The sequence below is a fragment of the Geobacillus genomosp. 3 genome (assembly GCF_000445995.2).
In the GTDB taxonomy this organism is placed as follows: Bacteria; Bacillota; Bacilli; order Bacillales; family Anoxybacillaceae; genus Geobacillus.
On record NC_022080.4, the window covers coordinates 1798508 to 1815937 of the forward strand.

Sequence of the window (17430 nt, forward strand, 5' to 3'; positions counted from 1 at the left end):
ACTTTTTATAACATCAGAATTTAGTAAAAAAGCGGCCTTCACCGATAGGGTCAAGACCGCTTCTCTCTGAGGATGACGGGTCGGAGGCTCGTCAGTGGATTGGGCGGGACGCAAGCAGCTCATCGATGATGCGCGCGTACTGGTCAATGCGCTTCTCCAGTTCATCCATTTGCTGCTCAAGGCGGGTGATGTATTGGCGGAAAGTCATCGGGGCGCCGTATCGCTGTTCAAGCCGCTTTTCGATTTTCTGCCGCTCGCCATGGACCGAAACGAAGATGCGCATGTTGCGGCCAAACACTTCGCGTACGGTTTCACTGATGAGTCCGCCATATGTTGTTTGCAGCCATTCGCATTGAATCTCATTTAGGCATTCGATGATGAGCCAATCCTCATCCACCGTCACCGCCGTCGACGCGAACCACGTGTCAAACGACGGGCCGGGCAGCTTTTGCGCAAGCTTCGTTTTCACTTGTCCCCACAGATGATGCTCCTTCACGCACTCACCTCCTTTCGTCTACTTCACCGGCTGCCATCGATGTTCGTTCAATTTCGCCCGAATGTCATCCGGAATCGGCTCGGGCCGCCCGGTGTCAAAATTGAAGTTCACGTACACCGCCCGCCCTTTCGCACAGACCACACCGTTTTGATGAATTTCTTCATAAATCGTGAGGCTTGTGTTGCCGATGCGTTCAATGCCCGTATACACGGTCACATCGTGTCCGTAATACATTTGGTTGACATAATCAACCTCCATGCGAATGATCACCATTCGCCAACGTTTGAATGACAAGTCAGGCGTAAATAGTTTAAAAATTTCATGCCGTCCCGCTTCAAACCAAACGGGCACGGTCGTATTGTTAATATGGCCGACGCCGTCGGTCTCCGACACGCGCGGTGTAATGATGGTCGTAAACATCCGTTCTCCTCCTCAACAGCCAGCGAATCGTTCGGCGCATCGCCGTTTTGGTTTTGTCGAATTTAGGCGACATCTGTATATGGATTCGCTTCAAAATGTGGAAATTCCTGCTTTGCCATCAAGAAAACGCAGGAAACGCTGCGTTTTAACCGAAAAAAGATGGACGCGGCGCCGGCATCGGAAGTGGGCCATCCGTCCAACCACAAAGAACAAACAGGAGCGTAAAGCAGCCCCTGTTTGTTTCTCCTCACCCTTTATCCGGTTCGACGTTCGTCCCCATAAACGCCGCTTGGTAAATCGCGCGGATGTCCTCTTCCAACAGCGGCATCGGGCTGCGGGCAAGCAGCCGTTTTTGCTTGGTGGCGTCTTTCGTCAGGCTTTCCAGCGCGCTTTCCGGAATGCCAAAACCGCCAAGTGTCTTCGGAATGCCGACATCGGCGACAATGCGCTCGAGCTCCCCGACGCATCGGTACGACGCTTCTTCTTCCGATAAAAAGCTTGAGTTGCCGCCAAGCGCGTTTAACATGTCCGCCATCCGCTTTTGGCAGCTTTGACGGATGTAACCCATCACATACGGCAAGAGCACGGCATTCGATTCGCCATGGGCGATATGAAACTGCCCGCCAAGCGGATACGCGAGCGCATGCACGCCGGCCACCCCGGCGTTGAAAAACGCCAACCCGGCCAGGTAGCTGCCGTTGGCCATATCGATGCGCGCCTGTTTGTCTGTTCCGTTTTCCACCGCTTTGCGCAATGAGCGGGCAATGAGACGCATCGCCTGAAGCGCCAAGCCGTCCGACGTCGGGCTTGCATTGACCGACACATACGCCTCGACCGCATGGGTGAGCGCATCAATCCCGGTCGCCGCCGTCACCCGCGGCGGAACGGAAACGGTCAGCTGCGGATCGACGATCGCCACATCGGCCAACAAATAGTCATGCGTCACAACATCTTTCGTCGTGTCTAGCGACAAGACGGAGATGTTCGTCACTTCCGAGCCAGTGCCGGATGTTGTCGGAATTAAAATTTTCGGCAGCCCTTTTTTCTCAAGTGTTCTCGTTCCCGTCAAGTTTAAATAATCCGCGACCGGGCCTTCGTGCACGGCCAACACAGCGGCCAGCTTCGCCAAGTCCATCGCGCTGCCGCCGCCAACGCCGATGACAAGATCAAATTCTCCGTCGCGGGCAAACGCCACCGCCTTCTCCCCCGTCGCAAGCGGCGGCTCCGGCACGACATCGGTATACACATGCACGCTGTACCCTTCTTGTCGGAGCGGAGATGCGACTTGCTCGACGAGGCCGATTTTCTCCAATGCCGGATCCGTGATGACTAAAATATGTTTCGCCCCAAACCGCTTCACTTCCGGAACCAAATGCCTAAGCGCCCCCCAGCCGACATAGCTGAGCGGCGGGAAGACAATGCGGGATGCGGTCATCGTTTTTCCTCTCCCCCTCATGCAATGGTTTTGGCCCTCATAAGCACAACATCAAGAGTCTTCTCCAGGTTCGCCCAAGCCATACAGCTGCCGTGCAGGCGTTTGCTAAGCTTCCTCGAGCTCCCGCTTCAGCTCTTTGACGAGCTCCGCGGCCGGAAGTTCCCGCGCCAGCCGGTACCCTTTCCCGGCCCAAAGCGACATTCCTTCCGGATCGCCTGCCTTGGCGGCTGCGGCGCGCAGCGGTTTCGTCATATGGTGCACATGCGGATACGCCGCCGGCGCCAACGCGCGATATTCCGCCATAAACCGATTCGCAAGCCCGCGCGCCCACCGTCCCGTAAACGTCCTTGTCACCTCCGTCTCCGTAAACCGCGGATCGGCAAGCGCCTGTTTATGGAGCGGATGCGCCCCGCTTTCCGGGCAGCGCAAAAACGCCGTCCCAAGCTGCACCGCGCTCGCCCCGGCTTTGAGCGCCGCCGCGATGCCGCGCCCGTCCATGATCCCGCCCGCCGCCACGAGCGGAATCCGAACCGCTGCACGAACATCGGCCAACAGCGGGAACAGCCCGGCAGCTTCATCAGCCTCCAAGCCGTTGCCGAACGACGCCCGATGCCCGCCCGCTTCCGCCCCTTGCACGCAAAGCGCGTCCGCCCCGGCTTCAGCGGCCATGCAAGCTTCTTCCCTTGATGTCACCGTCACCATGACAAACGACCCGGCCCTTTGCAAGGCGGCGATCACCGCTTTGTCCGGACAGCCAAACGTAAAGCTGACGACCGGCACCCGTTCTTCAAGAAGCACATCAAGCTTTGCCTCCCAGTCGTCGTCATCCCATATCGGCTCGCCGACTGGCACCCCGAGCCGCCCGGCCTCGGCTTCGAGCACGGCGCGATAGCGTTCGAGCGCCTCCTCATCCACCGTTTTGTCCCCCGGCACAAACACATTCACCCCAAACGGCCGGTCCGTCAGCGTCCGCAGCTCGTGAATTTCCTTCCTCATAGCCTCCGCCGTCTTGTACCCGCCGGCCAAAAACCCAAGCCCGCCGGCGTTTGCCACCGCCGCCGCCAGCGCGGGCGTTGACACTCCGCCGGCCATCGGCGCCTGAATGATCGGGACGGGAAGTGTAGAGAACATGGCAATACCCTCTTTCTGCATTAGCGGTTGTCCTATCCTCGTTTACGGTTTCTTAACTCTTTCGCTTTTTACTCAAGAAATTCCTTCATCGTTGCGTATAGGAGCATTTTGATTCTCCTACAAAGGGATGAAAAACTGATACGGCGAAGAAATAATTATGACCAAGTATGCTAAAATAAATATATAGGGAGGATAACCAATGGGGGAAGGGATGTCTATTGCCCATAATAATTATGACATCATTTTCCGCAGTATGACGGAACAGTTTAAAGAAAAAGCTCTCGATTTTTATGGTATACATGTTGCCCCAATCGTTCGTGTTGAACCAACAGACCTGCCGATCATCGCTGTCAATGACCGAAGAATGGATTTCTTGTTTCTACTGGCCGATGATACGTACCTACATTTAGAGTTTCAAACAACGTTTCGGGAACATGACCTCGATCGATTTTTACAATATGATGTAAGTGCATATGAAAAATATAAAAAACCCATTCATACTGTGGTGATTTATAGTGCGAACGTCGACAATGCTCCTCGATCCAAAAACTATGGTTCTATCAAATACGAGACACAGACTGTCTTTATGAAAGACTATGACGGGGATCAAATAATGCAGCAACTAAAAACCAAAATCGAAAACAACGAGGAACTAACAGAACGAGATGAGTTGAATCTTATCTTTTTACCCTTGATGAAAAGTACTGTAGACTGTTCAGAACGAGCAATTGAGGCGGTAGAATTAGCCCAAAAGATTACAGATCCAGAAAAACAATTCCGCTTATTGTCAACGATTATTGCTGTGTCGGACAAATTTATCGATGAGAAATACGTTGAAAGACTAATGGAGGCGATCAAAATGGTAAGAGTACTTCGGGAAATGGAAAAAAGAGCAGAGCTGAAAGGGAGAATTTTTGAAAGCCAACAAGCCATCAAAAAATATATGAAAGCCCGGTATGGGGCAACGTCAAAAGAAATACAGGACAAAGTAGATACGATCACCGATTTGTATATATTGACCCACCTGTTAGACGACATTTTCGAAGCTGAAACACGTGAAGAAATCGAACGACTAATCGACGAAGCGATCACAAAACAATTACAGATGAACCAAAGCACAAAACAGCTGGGAAAATAAAATGCTTCTCCCCCAACCCATCAGCCGGTTTGGGGGAGAGGAGTCACGGCCGAAACGCCTTTAACCGTTTCGCCAGCTCTTTTGTATGCGGATATACTTGGCGATAAATCGCAAACAGTTCTTTGTATTTCGCCGCCGCATCCGGCCGCGGTTCGACGACGGCTTCGACTTGTTTGAACACATCGGCGCACTGTTTGAGCGACTCGAACCAACCGACGCCGCACGCGGCGATCATCGCGGCGCCCAGCCCTGGCCCTTGTTCGTTTTTCAGCTTCTCGACCGGGAGGCCGAAAATATCGGCTTGGATTTGCAGCCACTCGGCGCTTTTCGCCCCGCCGCCGATCGAGACGACCGAGTCGATCGTTTTGCCGCTCGCTTTGATGATCTCCACCGACTCGTTGAGCGAGAACGTAATCCCTTCCATAACCGCGCGGGCAAAATCCCATTTCGTCTGCCGCGAATCAACGCCGATAAACGACCCGCGAATATCGGCATCGGCATAAGGCGTCCGCTCGCCAACCAAATACGGCGTAAACAACAACCCGTTTGCGCCGACCGGCGATGCAGCGGCGCGCTGGACGATCTCGGCAAACGGCACATCCTCGGCAAACGTCCGCTTCCACCAGTCAAAACTGTAGCCCGCTGCCAGCGTCACCCCCATAATGTAGTAGGCGCTCGGTTCAGCGTGGTTGAAGTAATGCACTTTTCCAGCGAAGTCTTTTTCCCCGCTTTGTTCATAGGCCAGCACGACGCCGGACGTGCCGATGCTTGACAACATGCGGCCTTCCGCCAAAATGCCGGCGCCAATTGCGCCGCACGCGTTGTCCGCCCCGCCGGCGAACACCTTCACCGATGCCGGCAGCCCGGTCTGCTCAGCCACCTCCGGACGGAGCGTCCCGACGCATGCCGTCGCCTCAACCAACGGCGGGCAAAGCGAAAGATCGACGCCAACCGCTTGGGCGATCGCCTCGCTCCACGTTTTCGTTTCAATATCAAACAGCAGCGTCCCCGCCGCGTCAGACACATCCATGGCCATGTGTCCGGTCAAACGGAAGCGGACATAATCTTTCGGCAACAAAAACACCCGCGCCCGCTCGTACAGCTCCGGCTCGTGCCGTTTCACCCAAAGAAGCTTCGGCAAGGTGAATCCTTCAAGCGCTTCATTTTTGGCAATCGACAGCAGCCGATCGCGGCCGACCTTTTCTTCAATGTCCCGGCACTCTTCCGTCGTGCGGGTGTCATTCCACAAAATCGCATTGCGCACCACATTTCCATCGCCATCAAGCAGCACGAGCCCGTGCATTTGTCCGGAAAAACTCAAGCCGACGATCGACTCCGGGGAAACGCCCGCCGTCTCCCACACGCGGCGCAGCGCGATGATCGTTTTCTCCACCCAATCGTCCGGGCGCTGCTCGCTATAGCCGGAATGCGGCTGGTAGAGGGGATAGGACTCGGTCCATTCCCCTCTCACCTCGCCGTGTTGGTCGACAAGCAGCACTTTGACGGCACTCGTTCCTAAATCAACGCCAATGACGTACGCCAACGTTCATCCCTCTTTCACGAACGGGATACGCTCGGCACGCTGACTTCCAACAAATATTGGTTGAGCAGCGTTTTCAAGCGCTCAAGACGGCCGGACGTATTGCGAATGTCACCGAGCTGCAGCGCATATTCTTCAAGCTTTTTGAAATCGGCCGTTCCGTCGACGATTTCGCGGCCAATGCCTTCCGTATAGCTTTTGTACCGCTCCTCGATGAACTGTTCAAACACGCGGTCTTCCAACAAGCGGTGCGCGACTTTCAACCCGATCGCAAAGCTGTCCATCCCGGCGATATGGGCGTAGAACAAATCTTCCGGTTCAAACGAGCCTCTCCGCACTTTCGCATCAAAGTTCAAGCCGCCGCGCCCAAGGCCGCCGTTTTGCAAAATTTCATACATCGCCAACGTCGTCGCATACAAATCCGTCGGGAACTCATCCGTATCCCAGCCAAGCAGCGTATCGCCCTGGTTGGCGTCAACCGAGCCAAGCATGCCATGAATGCGGGCGACGCGCAGCTCATGTTCAAACGTATGCCCGGCCAATGTCGCATGGTTCGCTTCGATATTGAATTTGAAATGATCTTTCAACCCGTACGTCTGCAAAAATGCCAACGCCGTTGCGACATCAAAATCGTATTGATGCTTCGTCGGCTCTTTCGGCTTCGGCTCGATCAAAAACTGGCCGTCAAAGCCGATTTCTTTCGCATAATCAACCGCCATATGGAAGAAACGGGCCAAGTTGTCAAGTTCGAGCTTCATATCCGTATTCAAGAGCGTCTCATATCCTTCCCGACCGCCCCAAAACACATAGTTTTCCGCCCCGAGCCGTTTGGCGATCTCGAGTCCTTTTTTCACTTTTGCCGCCGCATAAGCGAACACATCGGCGTTGCACGACGTCGCCGCCCCATGAACGAAGCGCGGATGGCTGAACAAGTTCGCCGTATTCCACAGCAGCTTCGTTTTGCTTGTTTTCATGTACTCTTCAATCATATCAACAATTTCATCTAAGTTTTTGTACGTCTCGCTGAGCGTTTCCCCTTCCGGCGCAATGTCGACGTCATGGAAGCAGAAAAATGGAACATTCAGCTTTTCAAACAGCTCAAACGCCGCCTCCACGCGCGCCTTGGCCAAGTCCATGCCGCTATATTTGTCCCACGGACGAATCATATTGCCGACGCCAAACGGATCCGACCCGTCCCCGGTAAACGTATGCCAATACGCCACCGAAAAGCGCAAATGCTCCTCCATCGTTTTGCCGCCGACTTTTTCATCCGGATTATAAAACTTAAACGCCAACGGATTGCGCGACTCCGGTCCTTCATATGGAATAGTGCCGATATTCGGGAAATATGCCATTTCAAGTCCCCCTTCATAAGCGAGAGTGATTTGCTTCAGTTTCATTATAACGCTTTCATGTTTGTTTGTCTATCATATAAACAAAGTTTCCTATAATTCTTTGTACAAAAAATAGTCAAAGTCCGCGTAGTTGTTTTGTCCTGAACCGTCCCGGCAATGCATGCCGACAAAGGCGCCAGTAAACGCAGCGCGGCTTCTGATATAGTCGTCTGATAGTTTATATGATTCGAAAGTGACGGGAAGATCAATCCAATCAATTCCATCGAAAGAATAAGAATATCTGTATGTTGTCGCTTGCACGGTTACCCGTAAATACACATACTCAACGTCATCAGGAACGACAATCTCCTGTCCCCGCAACGGTTGATCAACCATGAGATGGTCGCATGCCATTAATTCAAGAATCCGTCCTTTTTCCTCATGCCATGTTATCTGAAGCGTCGTCCAGTTTTGCGTGTTGTAGTAGTTCACTAGCCCAGCCGATTGTTGAAAGGTCGTTGGACGAAACGCGACTTTCGTCTCCGCAATAAAGTAAAAATGTTGCCATCGTCTCGCCACAAACGCCTGCGTAAACCGGGAAGTGAGCGATTCCCGCCCGTACAGCCGCAAATGTCCAGGACGAGCCTTTAAGGTGGCAATGTCCTCCCCTAATGGAATTCGCAATGTTTGAAAATGGTGATTTAATGTATCACCGTCAAAATCATCCTTTTCATCATAGTCTTTTTCCCACGGAACTTCCTCAACGTTCGGGCCATCGATTTCTACCGAAGGCCCGTTCCCCCCAACTACATAAGGCCATCCGTTCCTCCATTCAAGCCGTTGAATCGCCGTTTCTCGCCCAAGCGGACAGTAGCCGCGATGTTCCAGCAACGGGTGCCCTTCCCTCGGCAGCGGCCGGCCGGTCAAATGAACGAGAAACCATTCATCCGTATGGGTGTGAACAATCGACGCATGGCCGGCCTTTTGCAACGGATTGCGTGGATAAGGCCACGACGTAATCAGCGGGTTATCCGGATGCACCTCATACGGACCGTAGAGAGAAGTCGAGCGGGCAATCGTTGCCGCATGGTTGTACCGCGTTCCCCCTTCCGCCGTCAGCAAATAATAATAGCCGTTGATTTTGTACAAATGCGGTCCTTCTGTAATTCTTAAGTCCGTTCCTTTGAAAATAATTTTCGGCTCGCCAACTAATTTTTTCTGTTCAACACTGTATTCTTGAAGCACAATGCCATAAAACGGATGATGACCAACCCGATGATCCCAATACATGTTAACTAAATACTTTCTTCCATCCTCATCGTGAAAAAGAGATGGGTCAAATCCGGAGCTATTTAAATAAATCGGATCCGACCATTCGCCATCAATCGTGTCGCACGTCACAAGATAGTTATGGCCGTCTTTCCAATGGCCTTCGACAACTTTCACATCTGTATAAATAAGCCAAAACTTCCCATCATTATACGACAAATGCGGAGCCCAAATCCCTCCGGAATCCGGGTTTCCAATCATGTTCAATTGGCTTAACCGATTCAACGGCCTTGCCACCAAACGCCAATTCTTTAAATCTTTCGAGTGGTAAATTCTCACCCCCGGAAACCACTCAAACGTGGAAACCGCAATGTAATAGTCATCTCCCACCCGGCAAATGGACGGATCGGGATGGAAACCGGTTAAAATAGGATTTTTGATTTTGATCATTTCTGATCCCCCTAGGAAAAATGCTAAATTTTTCATACAAAAGACATATAAGCGTGCATGACATGCCGCTTAGGCACGAAATCCATTGGTTATAAACTGTTGATTTTCATTTTTATATTGGAGGCGGAAATAACTACACGTTTTTACTTAGCTACTTAACCTTACTCACTGGCTTTCACAAATACCGTTTTAATCGATGTGAAAAACTCAATCGCTGCCTGCCCTTGTTCCCGCGAATGGGAGCTCGATTGCTTCATGCCGCCAAACGGCGCTTGAAACTCGACTCCTGCCGTCTCCGCGTTGACTTTAATGAGCCCGGCCTCGATGTCTTGAATGAACTGCAGCGCATTCCCGATATTTTTCGTATAAAGCGAGGCGCTCAACCCGTATTCTGTATCGTTGGCGAGCCGAATCGCCTCTTCAATGCTGTCGACCGGAATCAACGCCAATACCGGGCCAAAGATCTCTTCGCGGGCAATCGTCATTTGAAGGTCGACCTCTTCAAAAATCGTCGGCTCAACGTAAAAACCGTTGGCCAGTTCGCCATCAAGGCATCTTTTTCCACCGTAAAGGAGCTTCGCCCCTTCCGCTTTCCCTTTTTCAATATAGGAAAGAACCGTATTCAATTGCGACTCGCTGGCGCACGGCCCCATCCATGTGTCCGCATCCAGGCCATTGCCGATTTTCAGCTGTTGGACCCGTTCCAGAAGTTTCGCTTTAAACGGCTCATACACTTCCTTCTCGATGAAGACACGGCTCGTCGCGGTGCATTTTTGCCCCGTCGAACGCAACCCGCCGCTGATCGTTCCTTCGACCGCCAAATCCAAATCGGCGTCTTTGGCCACAATGACCGGATTTTTTCCGCCCATCTCAAGCTGGTATTTCGCCCCGCGCTCAAACGCAGCTCTTCCGACTTGTTTTCCGACGGCATTCGAGCCGGTGAACGTCACGCCGCCAATATCGGGATGATTCGCAATCCCTTGGCCAACGACCGATCCGGAACCGCACACCATATTGACGACCCCGTTCGGGAAACCGGCTTCGTGGAAGCACTCGATCACCTTCGCCGCGGTCACCGCCGTTTCACTTGCCGGTTTTAACACGACTGTATTCCCGTAGACAAGCGCCGGCGCCATTTTCCAGATGGGAATGGCGACAGGGAAATTCCATGGCGAGATGACCCCGACAACCCCAAGCGGAACGCGGGTCGTAAACATCAACCCTTCACTGTCGCTCGATGGGATCACATCCCCTACTTTCCGCGCCCCTTCGCCGGCATAGTAACGCAAAATATGGACGCCCCGCATCGTTTCCCCTTTGGCTTCCGCAAGTGTCTTCCCCATTTCTCTTGTCATCGTTTCGGCAATGTCGTCAAGGCGCTGTTCCAAAAGGCGAGCAGCCTTATACAAATACTCTCCTCTCTCAACCCCGGAACGCTTCCGCCACGATGCCTGCGCTTGTTTTGCTGCGGCTACAGCGGCATTTACATCTTCCAGCGCCGAACGTTGGACATACCCGACAATGTCATGCCGATTCGCCGGGTTGAGGCTCGGTTCGACTTGGTTGCTTACAGAACTCACCCAGCTGCCGTTAATGTAGTTCAAATATGTTTTGATTTCGGTTTGGACTGCCATGTTCTCCCCACTCCTTCTATCCATTATTGATGAATGATCGTTTGGCGAATCAGCGATTGGACTGGATTGGACAGCACTCCAATTTCAGGAATCTCGATTTCGATCCGATCCCCCTCTTGGAGGGTGAACTGATTCGGGGGAACGATGCACGTTCCCGTTAACAATACCGTGCCGTCAAACGCTTCATTATCGCGAATCAAGAAAGATACTAGTTCATCGTATGTTCGTTTCAACTGTCTTGTATTGGCGCTTTCTTCAACGACAAGTTGGCCGTTGCGGTAAATGCGGCAAGTCAGCTGCAGGTTATACGGGGCTTCCACTGTCTCCGCCAGGCGGATCGCCGGCCCGATGGCGCACGAATGTTTCCATATTTTTGCCTGCGGCAAGTACAATGGATTTTCCCCCTCGATATCCCGGCAGCTCATGTCGTTTCCAATCGTATACCCGACGATTTCCCCTTCTTGGGTGAGCACCAGTCCAAGTTCCGGCTCCGGAATTTGCCAGTTGGAGTCGCTGCGCAAATACACGGGGTCATTCGGGCCAATCGTACGCGCCGCGGTCGATTTCAAAAAGAGTTCCGGCCTTTCGGCGTTGTACACCCGGTCATAGCACGTTTCCTGGCCCGCTGCCTTTTCGACCGTTTCATAGTTTCTTGCCTTGCGGCTTTTCTCGTAGGTGACGCCCGACGCCCACACCTCAGGGGCGACAATCGGCACAAGCAAATTCAATTCCCCTATCTCTTTGTGGATCCCTTGTTTTCCGCTAATCAACGTTTGAATATAGCTGACGGTCGACATTTGGCGATGTTTTGCCTCGCGAACCACTTCCATCAAATCGCGAAACGGGAGCGGATGCACGGTATTGTCATCGGTGACCGCAGCCAATGTCACTTCTGCTCCCTCGAGATAACGAATAATTCTCATAACCCTCTCCCCCTATTGTTTGATAATAAAAAACTCTGTTTTATCATTTTGTTAAAAAACGGCTATGTTACACCGATAAATGGCCTGGGCGAACATAGCCCATTTCTTTTGAAATTTGTTCGGCGGCGTTTTGCAGCAGCTGGATTTCCTCATTGAGCACGGCATCCGTTATTTTGGCCGAAGGCTGGGAGATGCTGAGAAGGCAAGAATCACTTCAATCCACCCGTTATGATCGTTTGACTGTAGGAAGGACAACATCCTTTTTATAGTCATACACCGCCTCTTCGGCAATCGGAAGCGGAACAACCCCATGGGCGGCGTCGGTATGCCCGATCAACCGGTTGCTCGCCGCAATCCGCCGTTGGCGCTTGCGCATTGCCGCTACGCGTTGGTTGGCGATTTCCGTTCTTTCCTGCTTGATCGATTCAAACTCGAACCGTAGGGTTCCATTTCGGAACGCCCATTCGTTGACCAATTCGATCTTCCGCTCACGAAGGCCAATGTAGAGAATATCCCCCGTTTTTAAATACAAAATGCCTCCGCCGCGAATGGCTTCCGGCGTCATATGTCCGATGGCCGCCCCGTACGTGACGCCTGAATACCGCCCGTCGCTAATCAGCGTCGCGATCCGTTTTAGCTGTCTGTTCGCGTTAATATGCTGCATCGGGGTGAACATTTCCGGCATGCCAAATGCCTCTGGCCCCTGGCCGGCGATCACAACCGCGATTTTCAGCGCCCCTTCCCTTGCCATCGCATCAAACAGGTCGTCATATTCATGATCTTTCAATGGTTCAAACAAATGCGGCGCGTTATGTTTCAAGGCGGCGAGCAAGCTTTGATGGTGAAAACAGCGGTTTTGTTTGATTTTTTCCAACAACTGAACATCAAGCAGCCCCTCGTTGGCATCGTCTTCGTTCTCGTAATACAGGACAAAGGCGACTTTCTTGTCAAACTCATCAATTTGTTTCGTCGCCATGCCGCTGATTTTCACTACCGCACTTTCAAAGAAGTTGCCTGACAACACGTCGACCCCGCTAAACGGCCGTCTCGGTTTGGATAAGATGACCGGGTTGTGCTCGACGTTTTGCGCCGACAGCTGCGCTTGGTTGACAGACAGTCTTTCCCGCCATGTCGTTCCGGTTACCGTCGGAGCATCCACATCCATCGGCACCCCATTGTTCATCAACTCGTGAAAGACTGTTTCCATTCCCCGGATCTTCCCACTGCAGCACTGAACAGCCAGTGCGAAAATGTCTCTTCCTTCCGTTAAACTGTAGTCAAATAAATCCGGCACCGGCACTTCATGGTGGATGCGATCATACTCCCACAGATCGAACTGATAGCCCCCATAAAGCATAGCCGCCACAATATGCATCATAATGTTCGTCGATCCGCCGGTGGCGCTGTGAATGCGAATCGCGTTTTTGATGTTGGCCGCCATAATATTGGCCACTCCATACACCGGATCGTTCATTAGCTGGGCGAGGCTGTCCAACGCCATATTTATTTGTTCCTGCGTCGGCGGGGCGGAGAGCAATTCCAAGGCAGGATGAATCAATCCCAATCCGGCGATCAAATGCCGGGAGCTGTTGCCGGTTCCGTTAAAGGCGCACACCCCGCCTTGGCTGTCGCATGTCGCTACCGCCAACCGTTTTTCATAGTCTTCGTGCTGTTCTTTCGTGATGATGCCTTTGCCTCTCGCCCGTTCGAGCACCCCTTGGAATGCTGTGTTGGAAGAGCATTGCAAAATATAGGCGAGCGCATCCCGCAAGTCATACGCAATGTCTTCTTCCCCGGCGAGTTCCGCCCGCCGGGCGGCTTCCTCGAGCTCGGCATACAACTTAGGCGGAATCGTGCCGCCTTTTAATACATGGGCCGGTGCAAATGTCGCAAAGAAAGGCGGTTCTCCCCGCTCGCGGCGGACGCGGTCAAGATGGGCCAACGCGCTGACTACGCCAAGCGGCTGCTTGTCACACCCTTGAATGACAAACACCCCGTGGTAGCTGTGCGCTTCCAGCTGGTTTACAATCATTTGCGCCACGGCGTTGCGGCTTTGCAGCGAATAGCTCATGCCTTGGTTGCTTTGCGCCGTTCCGTCGCACATGACCGGTGTCGAAAATTGAAACGGCACGCCGCCATTTTGCCAAATGCGAATCGCTGCCCGGGCGATCGTCTGAAAATCCATAATGTGGGCCGGATGGTCAGGCGACCCGCCAATAATCGCAATCCGGGGGGCATTGTGGTGCAGCCGGTCATAGATTTCCTCCAGCGTCCAGTCTGGTTGCAGCCCTTTTAGTTCAGGGCCTAAAATTTGTTTCGCACGGTCGAGCAGCCCGGCGACGCATATCGGCTCGTTGGCCTTCCCTTGGACGTTGTCGCGGTATGGGTTAACTTTACATTCAATATAAGGGTACCTAACAGTTGACACAATCGTCGCCCCCCTTCTAAACAATAGAGAATTTCTTTTATTCTGTACGGCGAAGATATCCTCTAAAAATTTGAACATCATATTTGTATAAAAATCATTGTTTGTAAATCGTCATTTTCATCCTTAAGTAGCAAGCAAAACTTGCTCGTGGGTGTTCCCTTTGTCATTTCCTATACTCTTATTTATACTTTGTCGAATTCATCAGGATCTGCAAACATACGTTTGTTCTGATTAAGAGCATTTATTTTATCCATATCTTCCTGCGAAAGCTCAAAATCAAAGACATCCGCATTTTCTGCAATACGGTGAGGTTTCACGGATTTTGGAATGGTGACTACCCCGGTTTGTAAATCCCAGCGGATGATGACCTGTGCGGCTGATTTATTGTATTTATTTGCAATTTCAACTAACACGGGATCGTCAAGAAGTCTTCCTTGCATTAACGGTGACCACGCTTCAAGCTGTATACCATGACTTTTACAAAAATCATGTAGCTCCTTTTGGTTAAACCGTGGATGGTACTCTACTTGATTGACCATCGGTTTAATTTCACAGTTTGCCATAATTTCTTCTAGATGATGAATCTTAAAATTGCTCACACCAATGGCGCGAACAAGCCCATCCTTATAAAGTTTCTCAAGCGCTCTCCATGTTTCAACATATTTTCCCCGAGAGGGTAACGGCCAATGAATTAAATACAAGTCTAAATAGTCTAATCCTAGTTTTTTTATACTTTCATCAAAAGCAGCTAATGTAGATTCGTAGCCATGATCTGCATTCCAAACTTTCGTTGTAATAAATAATTCATCGCGAGGAATACCTGACTCGGCAATGGCCTTCCCAACTCCCTGTTCATTTCCGTAAATCGCAGCTGTATCAATACTCCGATAACCGACCTCAAGAGCTGTTTTTACTGCATTTATAACCTCTTCCCCGTCTTTTACTAGAAACACTCCTAACCCTAACCAAGGCATTTTTACACCATTATGCAATGTTGTTGTACTTTGTAAATGTTCCAACATTGTGATCCTCCCTCTAGAAATGTTCCTTTTTGATATTAAAGTGATCCGTGAGCTCCTTAGCTATTTACACGACTGCCTATACTTACCTTTCCTGCGATTAAATCTTTGCTATCGCTGCTATTTCCGATATAAACTTCATAATCCATCATTTCTAGCTCCCACTTATTTGTATCCGGGTTAAACCATTTGATTTTCTCGATTGGACATGCAATACTCACTACCTTCTTCTCTCCCGGTTTAAGTGATACCCGTTCAAATCCGCGCAATACCTTAACTGGCCGGTCAACCTTCGACTGACTAAACCCTATATACATTTGAACTACTTCATCACCTTCACGGTTTCCCGTGTTTTCGACCTCACAGGACGCAATAATTTGATTGTTCCGAACCTCAAACCTTGCATTTGATATACTAAATGTAGTATAAGATAAGCCAAAACCGAAAGGTAACGAAGGGGATTTTCCTTCCTTTTCTAACTTTGCATACCCATGATAATATTCGTATGTTATTTCTGTTGCCTCCCAATCAGTTTGTGGCAAATCGCTTTCATGAGCTGGAATAACAAAGGGCAATTTGCCTCCAGGATTTACATCGCCAAATAGTGTTTTTGCAATTGCAGTTCCGCCTTCCATGCCAGGATAATATGCCATTAATATCGCGGAAACATCATTTTTCCATTCCTCAATCGTAATCATACTTCCACCAATTAAAACAACGACTGAATTTTTGTTTAAAGGTCCAACTTCCTTGATAAGTTTTATCTCATCACGCTTAAGCCCCAATGAACCCTTTCGGTCTCCGCCAGCAGCAAACCTGTGACCCTCACCAATTATTTGGGAGGTATTCGTATCATCCGCATTCTCGATAAACTCACCTTCATCGTCGTGATTGTACCCCACAACAAATATAACAGCATCAACTGTTTTTGCCAGTTCTTTTGCCTTAAGCAAATCCTGTCCATCATTAAAAATCACTTCACTATTCACCGCGATTCTTTTTATCCCTTCCAGAGGTGTTACAACATACTCTGGAAATACTCTGCTCGATCCGTGATCGCCTATATTTTCCTGGTTTCCAAGTTTTCCGATAACAGCGATACGTTTTGTCTTCTCTTTTGAAAACGGTAAAACATTTTGATCATTCTTCAGCAGAGTCATTGATTTTTCTGCTGCTTCCAAGGCTAAATGAATATGTTCCTTGCAACCAATTAAGTCTTTACTGTACTCTTTATTGTCTGCTTCTGTGAATGCAAGCAATGTCCTGACAATGCGCAACGCAGCCTTGTTAATTGTTTCTTCACTTACCTGGCCATTTTTAACGGCTTCTACAAGCTTTTCACCAAAGTATTTCGTATGACACATTTCAATATCCATTCCACCATTTGCAGCCTCAACTGTATCCTTCACTCCCCAAATAAAATCACTAATCACAAACCCGTCAAAATCCCACTCATTTTTTAGAACTTGGTTTAAGAGATAATCACTATGTCCACAATGCACACCTTGATACAAGTTATAAGCACTCATAACACAAGCAGCTCCTGCGTCAACGCAGTCCTTGAAATGGGCTAGATACACTTCGCGTTCTGTCCGTTTATCTGCTTTAACATTCACTTTAAATCTTGCATTTTCCATACTGTTAAAAGCATAATGCTTGATGCAGGCAATGACATTTTCCCCTTGAACCCCCTCAACTAATGCCGACCCCATCGCTCCCAAAAGGAAAGAATCTTCCCCATACACTTCCTGACTTCGCCCCCAGCCTGGATTTCGAGGGAGGTTAATGCAAACTCCCCCAAATAAGTTACCACCATGCGCCCTAATTTCCTTTCCAATCGCCTGACCAATCCGCCGTTCGAGGTCTTTATCAAAAGTCGCACCTCTTGCCACCGTTACGGGAAAACATGTGCTGTTCCCTGAAACAACCCCACGTGGCCCATCAACAAACTTCATTTCAGGAACACCAAGTCGTTCGTTGCCACCAGCCGGATACGGTATCCAATTATAGTGTTTCCCATTTGAAAAATCTTCCATCATTTGCTCCATTGATACCTTACCGCTCATTAAATACACTTTTTCCTCCAATGTCATTTGATTTACAATTTCTTGTGCTCTTGATGTGTAAGACAGGCGATATTGTTTGTTCACTTTCATGTTTTTTCCTCCCATAACATTTCATTGTTTTGTTACTAATGAATCTTTTTTCCCTAA

At 50.3% G+C, this 17430-nt stretch carries 13 protein-coding genes; 1 reads left to right on the plus strand and 12 read right to left on the minus strand.

Features of this window, described 5'->3' with window-relative positions; genetic code table 11:
• Positions 1-91 precede the first annotated feature (91 nt).
• The 4 genes from M493_RS08940 to M493_RS08955 all read right to left on the minus strand — a co-directional run bounded on the left by M493_RS08940 (position 92) and on the right by M493_RS08955 (position 3482).
• Positions 92-496, minus strand: a complete 405-nt coding sequence (locus M493_RS08940) for a DnaA N-terminal domain-containing protein (RefSeq protein WP_020959998.1) — start codon at positions 494-496, stop codon at positions 92-94.
• Positions 497-514: 18 nt separating this feature from the next.
• Positions 515-916, minus strand: coding sequence for an acyl-CoA thioesterase (locus M493_RS08945; protein ID WP_020959999.1), 402 nt, complete (start codon positions 914-916; stop codon positions 515-517).
• Between the two features lie 247 nt (positions 917-1163).
• Complete coding sequence (locus tag M493_RS08950) at positions 1164-2351, minus strand: iron-containing alcohol dehydrogenase (RefSeq protein WP_020960000.1); 1188 nt, start codon at positions 2349-2351, stop codon at positions 1164-1166.
• Positions 2352-2456: 105 nt separating this feature from the next.
• Positions 2457-3482, minus strand: coding sequence for a nitronate monooxygenase (locus M493_RS08955; protein WP_020960001.1), 1026 nt, complete (start codon positions 3480-3482; stop codon positions 2457-2459).
• A 199-nt stretch (positions 3483-3681) separates the two neighbouring features.
• On the opposite strand from M493_RS08955, the gene M493_RS08960 reads away from it, so the two are divergent.
• Entirely contained in the window at positions 3682-4620 is a 939-nt protein-coding gene (locus tag M493_RS08960; RefSeq protein ID WP_020960002.1) for a hypothetical protein, read from the plus strand.
• 43 nt (positions 4621-4663) lie between these two features.
• Here M493_RS08960 and xylB read toward each other — a convergent pair whose 3' ends face one another.
• From xylB to M493_RS09000, 8 genes are all read right to left on the minus strand, one after another.
• Complete coding sequence (xylB, locus tag M493_RS08965; protein WP_020960003.1) at positions 4664-6163, minus strand: xylulokinase; 1500 nt, start codon at positions 6161-6163, stop codon at positions 4664-4666.
• Between the two features lie 14 nt (positions 6164-6177).
• Positions 6178-7515, minus strand: a complete 1338-nt coding sequence (xylA, locus tag M493_RS08970; RefSeq protein WP_020960004.1) for a xylose isomerase — start codon at positions 7513-7515, stop codon at positions 6178-6180.
• Positions 7516-7605: 90 nt separating this feature from the next.
• Complete coding sequence (locus tag M493_RS08975) at positions 7606-9213, minus strand: glycoside hydrolase family 43 protein (RefSeq protein ID WP_020960005.1); 1608 nt, start codon at positions 9211-9213, stop codon at positions 7606-7608.
• A 161-nt stretch (positions 9214-9374) separates the two neighbouring features.
• The gene (gucD, locus tag M493_RS08980; protein WP_020960006.1) at positions 9375-10847 is read right to left on the minus strand and encodes an alpha-ketoglutaric semialdehyde dehydrogenase GucD; all 1473 of its coding nucleotides are present in this window, start codon (positions 10845-10847) and stop codon (positions 9375-9377) included.
• 23 nt (positions 10848-10870) lie between these two features.
• A complete protein-coding gene (locus M493_RS08985) occupies positions 10871-11770 on the minus strand; it encodes a fumarylacetoacetate hydrolase family protein (RefSeq protein WP_020960007.1) in 900 nt (299 codons plus the stop codon).
• A 226-nt stretch (positions 11771-11996) separates the two neighbouring features.
• Complete coding sequence (locus M493_RS08990) at positions 11997-14198, minus strand: dihydroxy-acid dehydratase (protein ID WP_020960009.1); 2202 nt, start codon at positions 14196-14198, stop codon at positions 11997-11999.
• 182 nt (positions 14199-14380) lie between these two features.
• Entirely contained in the window at positions 14381-15220 is an 840-nt protein-coding gene (locus M493_RS08995) for an aldo/keto reductase (RefSeq protein ID WP_020960010.1), read from the minus strand.
• A 56-nt stretch (positions 15221-15276) separates the two neighbouring features.
• Positions 15277-17373, minus strand: coding sequence for a beta-glucosidase (locus M493_RS09000; RefSeq protein ID WP_020960011.1), 2097 nt, complete (start codon positions 17371-17373; stop codon positions 15277-15279).
• Between the last annotated feature and the right edge of the window lie 57 nt (positions 17374-17430).

Excerpts from the sequence above, each read along its gene's own strand:
- M493_RS08995 (WP_020960010.1), bottom strand. The coding sequence starts at position 15,220 with ATGTTGGAACATTTACAAAGTACAACAACATTGCATAATGGTGTAAAA.
- M493_RS08975 (WP_020960005.1), bottom strand. The coding sequence starts at position 9,213 with ATGATCAAAATCAAAAATCCTATTTTAACCGGTTTCCATCCCGATCCG.
- M493_RS08950 (WP_020960000.1), bottom strand. The coding sequence starts at position 2,351 with ATGACCGCATCCCGCATTGTCTTCCCGCCGCTCAGCTATGTCGGCTGG.
- M493_RS08960 (WP_020960002.1), top strand. The coding sequence starts at position 3,682 with ATGGGGGAAGGGATGTCTATTGCCCATAATAATTATGACATCATTTTC.
- M493_RS08955 (WP_020960001.1), bottom strand. The coding sequence starts at position 3,482 with ATGTTCTCTACACTTCCCGTCCCGATCATTCAGGCGCCGATGGCCGGC.
- M493_RS08945 (WP_020959999.1), bottom strand. The coding sequence starts at position 916 with ATGTTTACGACCATCATTACACCGCGCGTGTCGGAGACCGACGGCGTC.
- M493_RS08985 (WP_020960007.1), bottom strand. The coding sequence starts at position 11,770 with ATGAGAATTATTCGTTATCTCGAGGGAGCAGAAGTGACATTGGCTGCG.
- xylA (WP_020960004.1), bottom strand. The coding sequence starts at position 7,515 with ATGGCATATTTCCCGAATATCGGCACTATTCCATATGAAGGACCGGAG.
- gucD (WP_020960006.1), bottom strand. The coding sequence starts at position 10,847 with ATGGCAGTCCAAACCGAAATCAAAACATATTTGAACTACATTAACGGC.
- M493_RS09000 (WP_020960011.1), bottom strand. The coding sequence starts at position 17,373 with ATGAAAGTGAACAAACAATATCGCCTGTCTTACACATCAAGAGCACAA.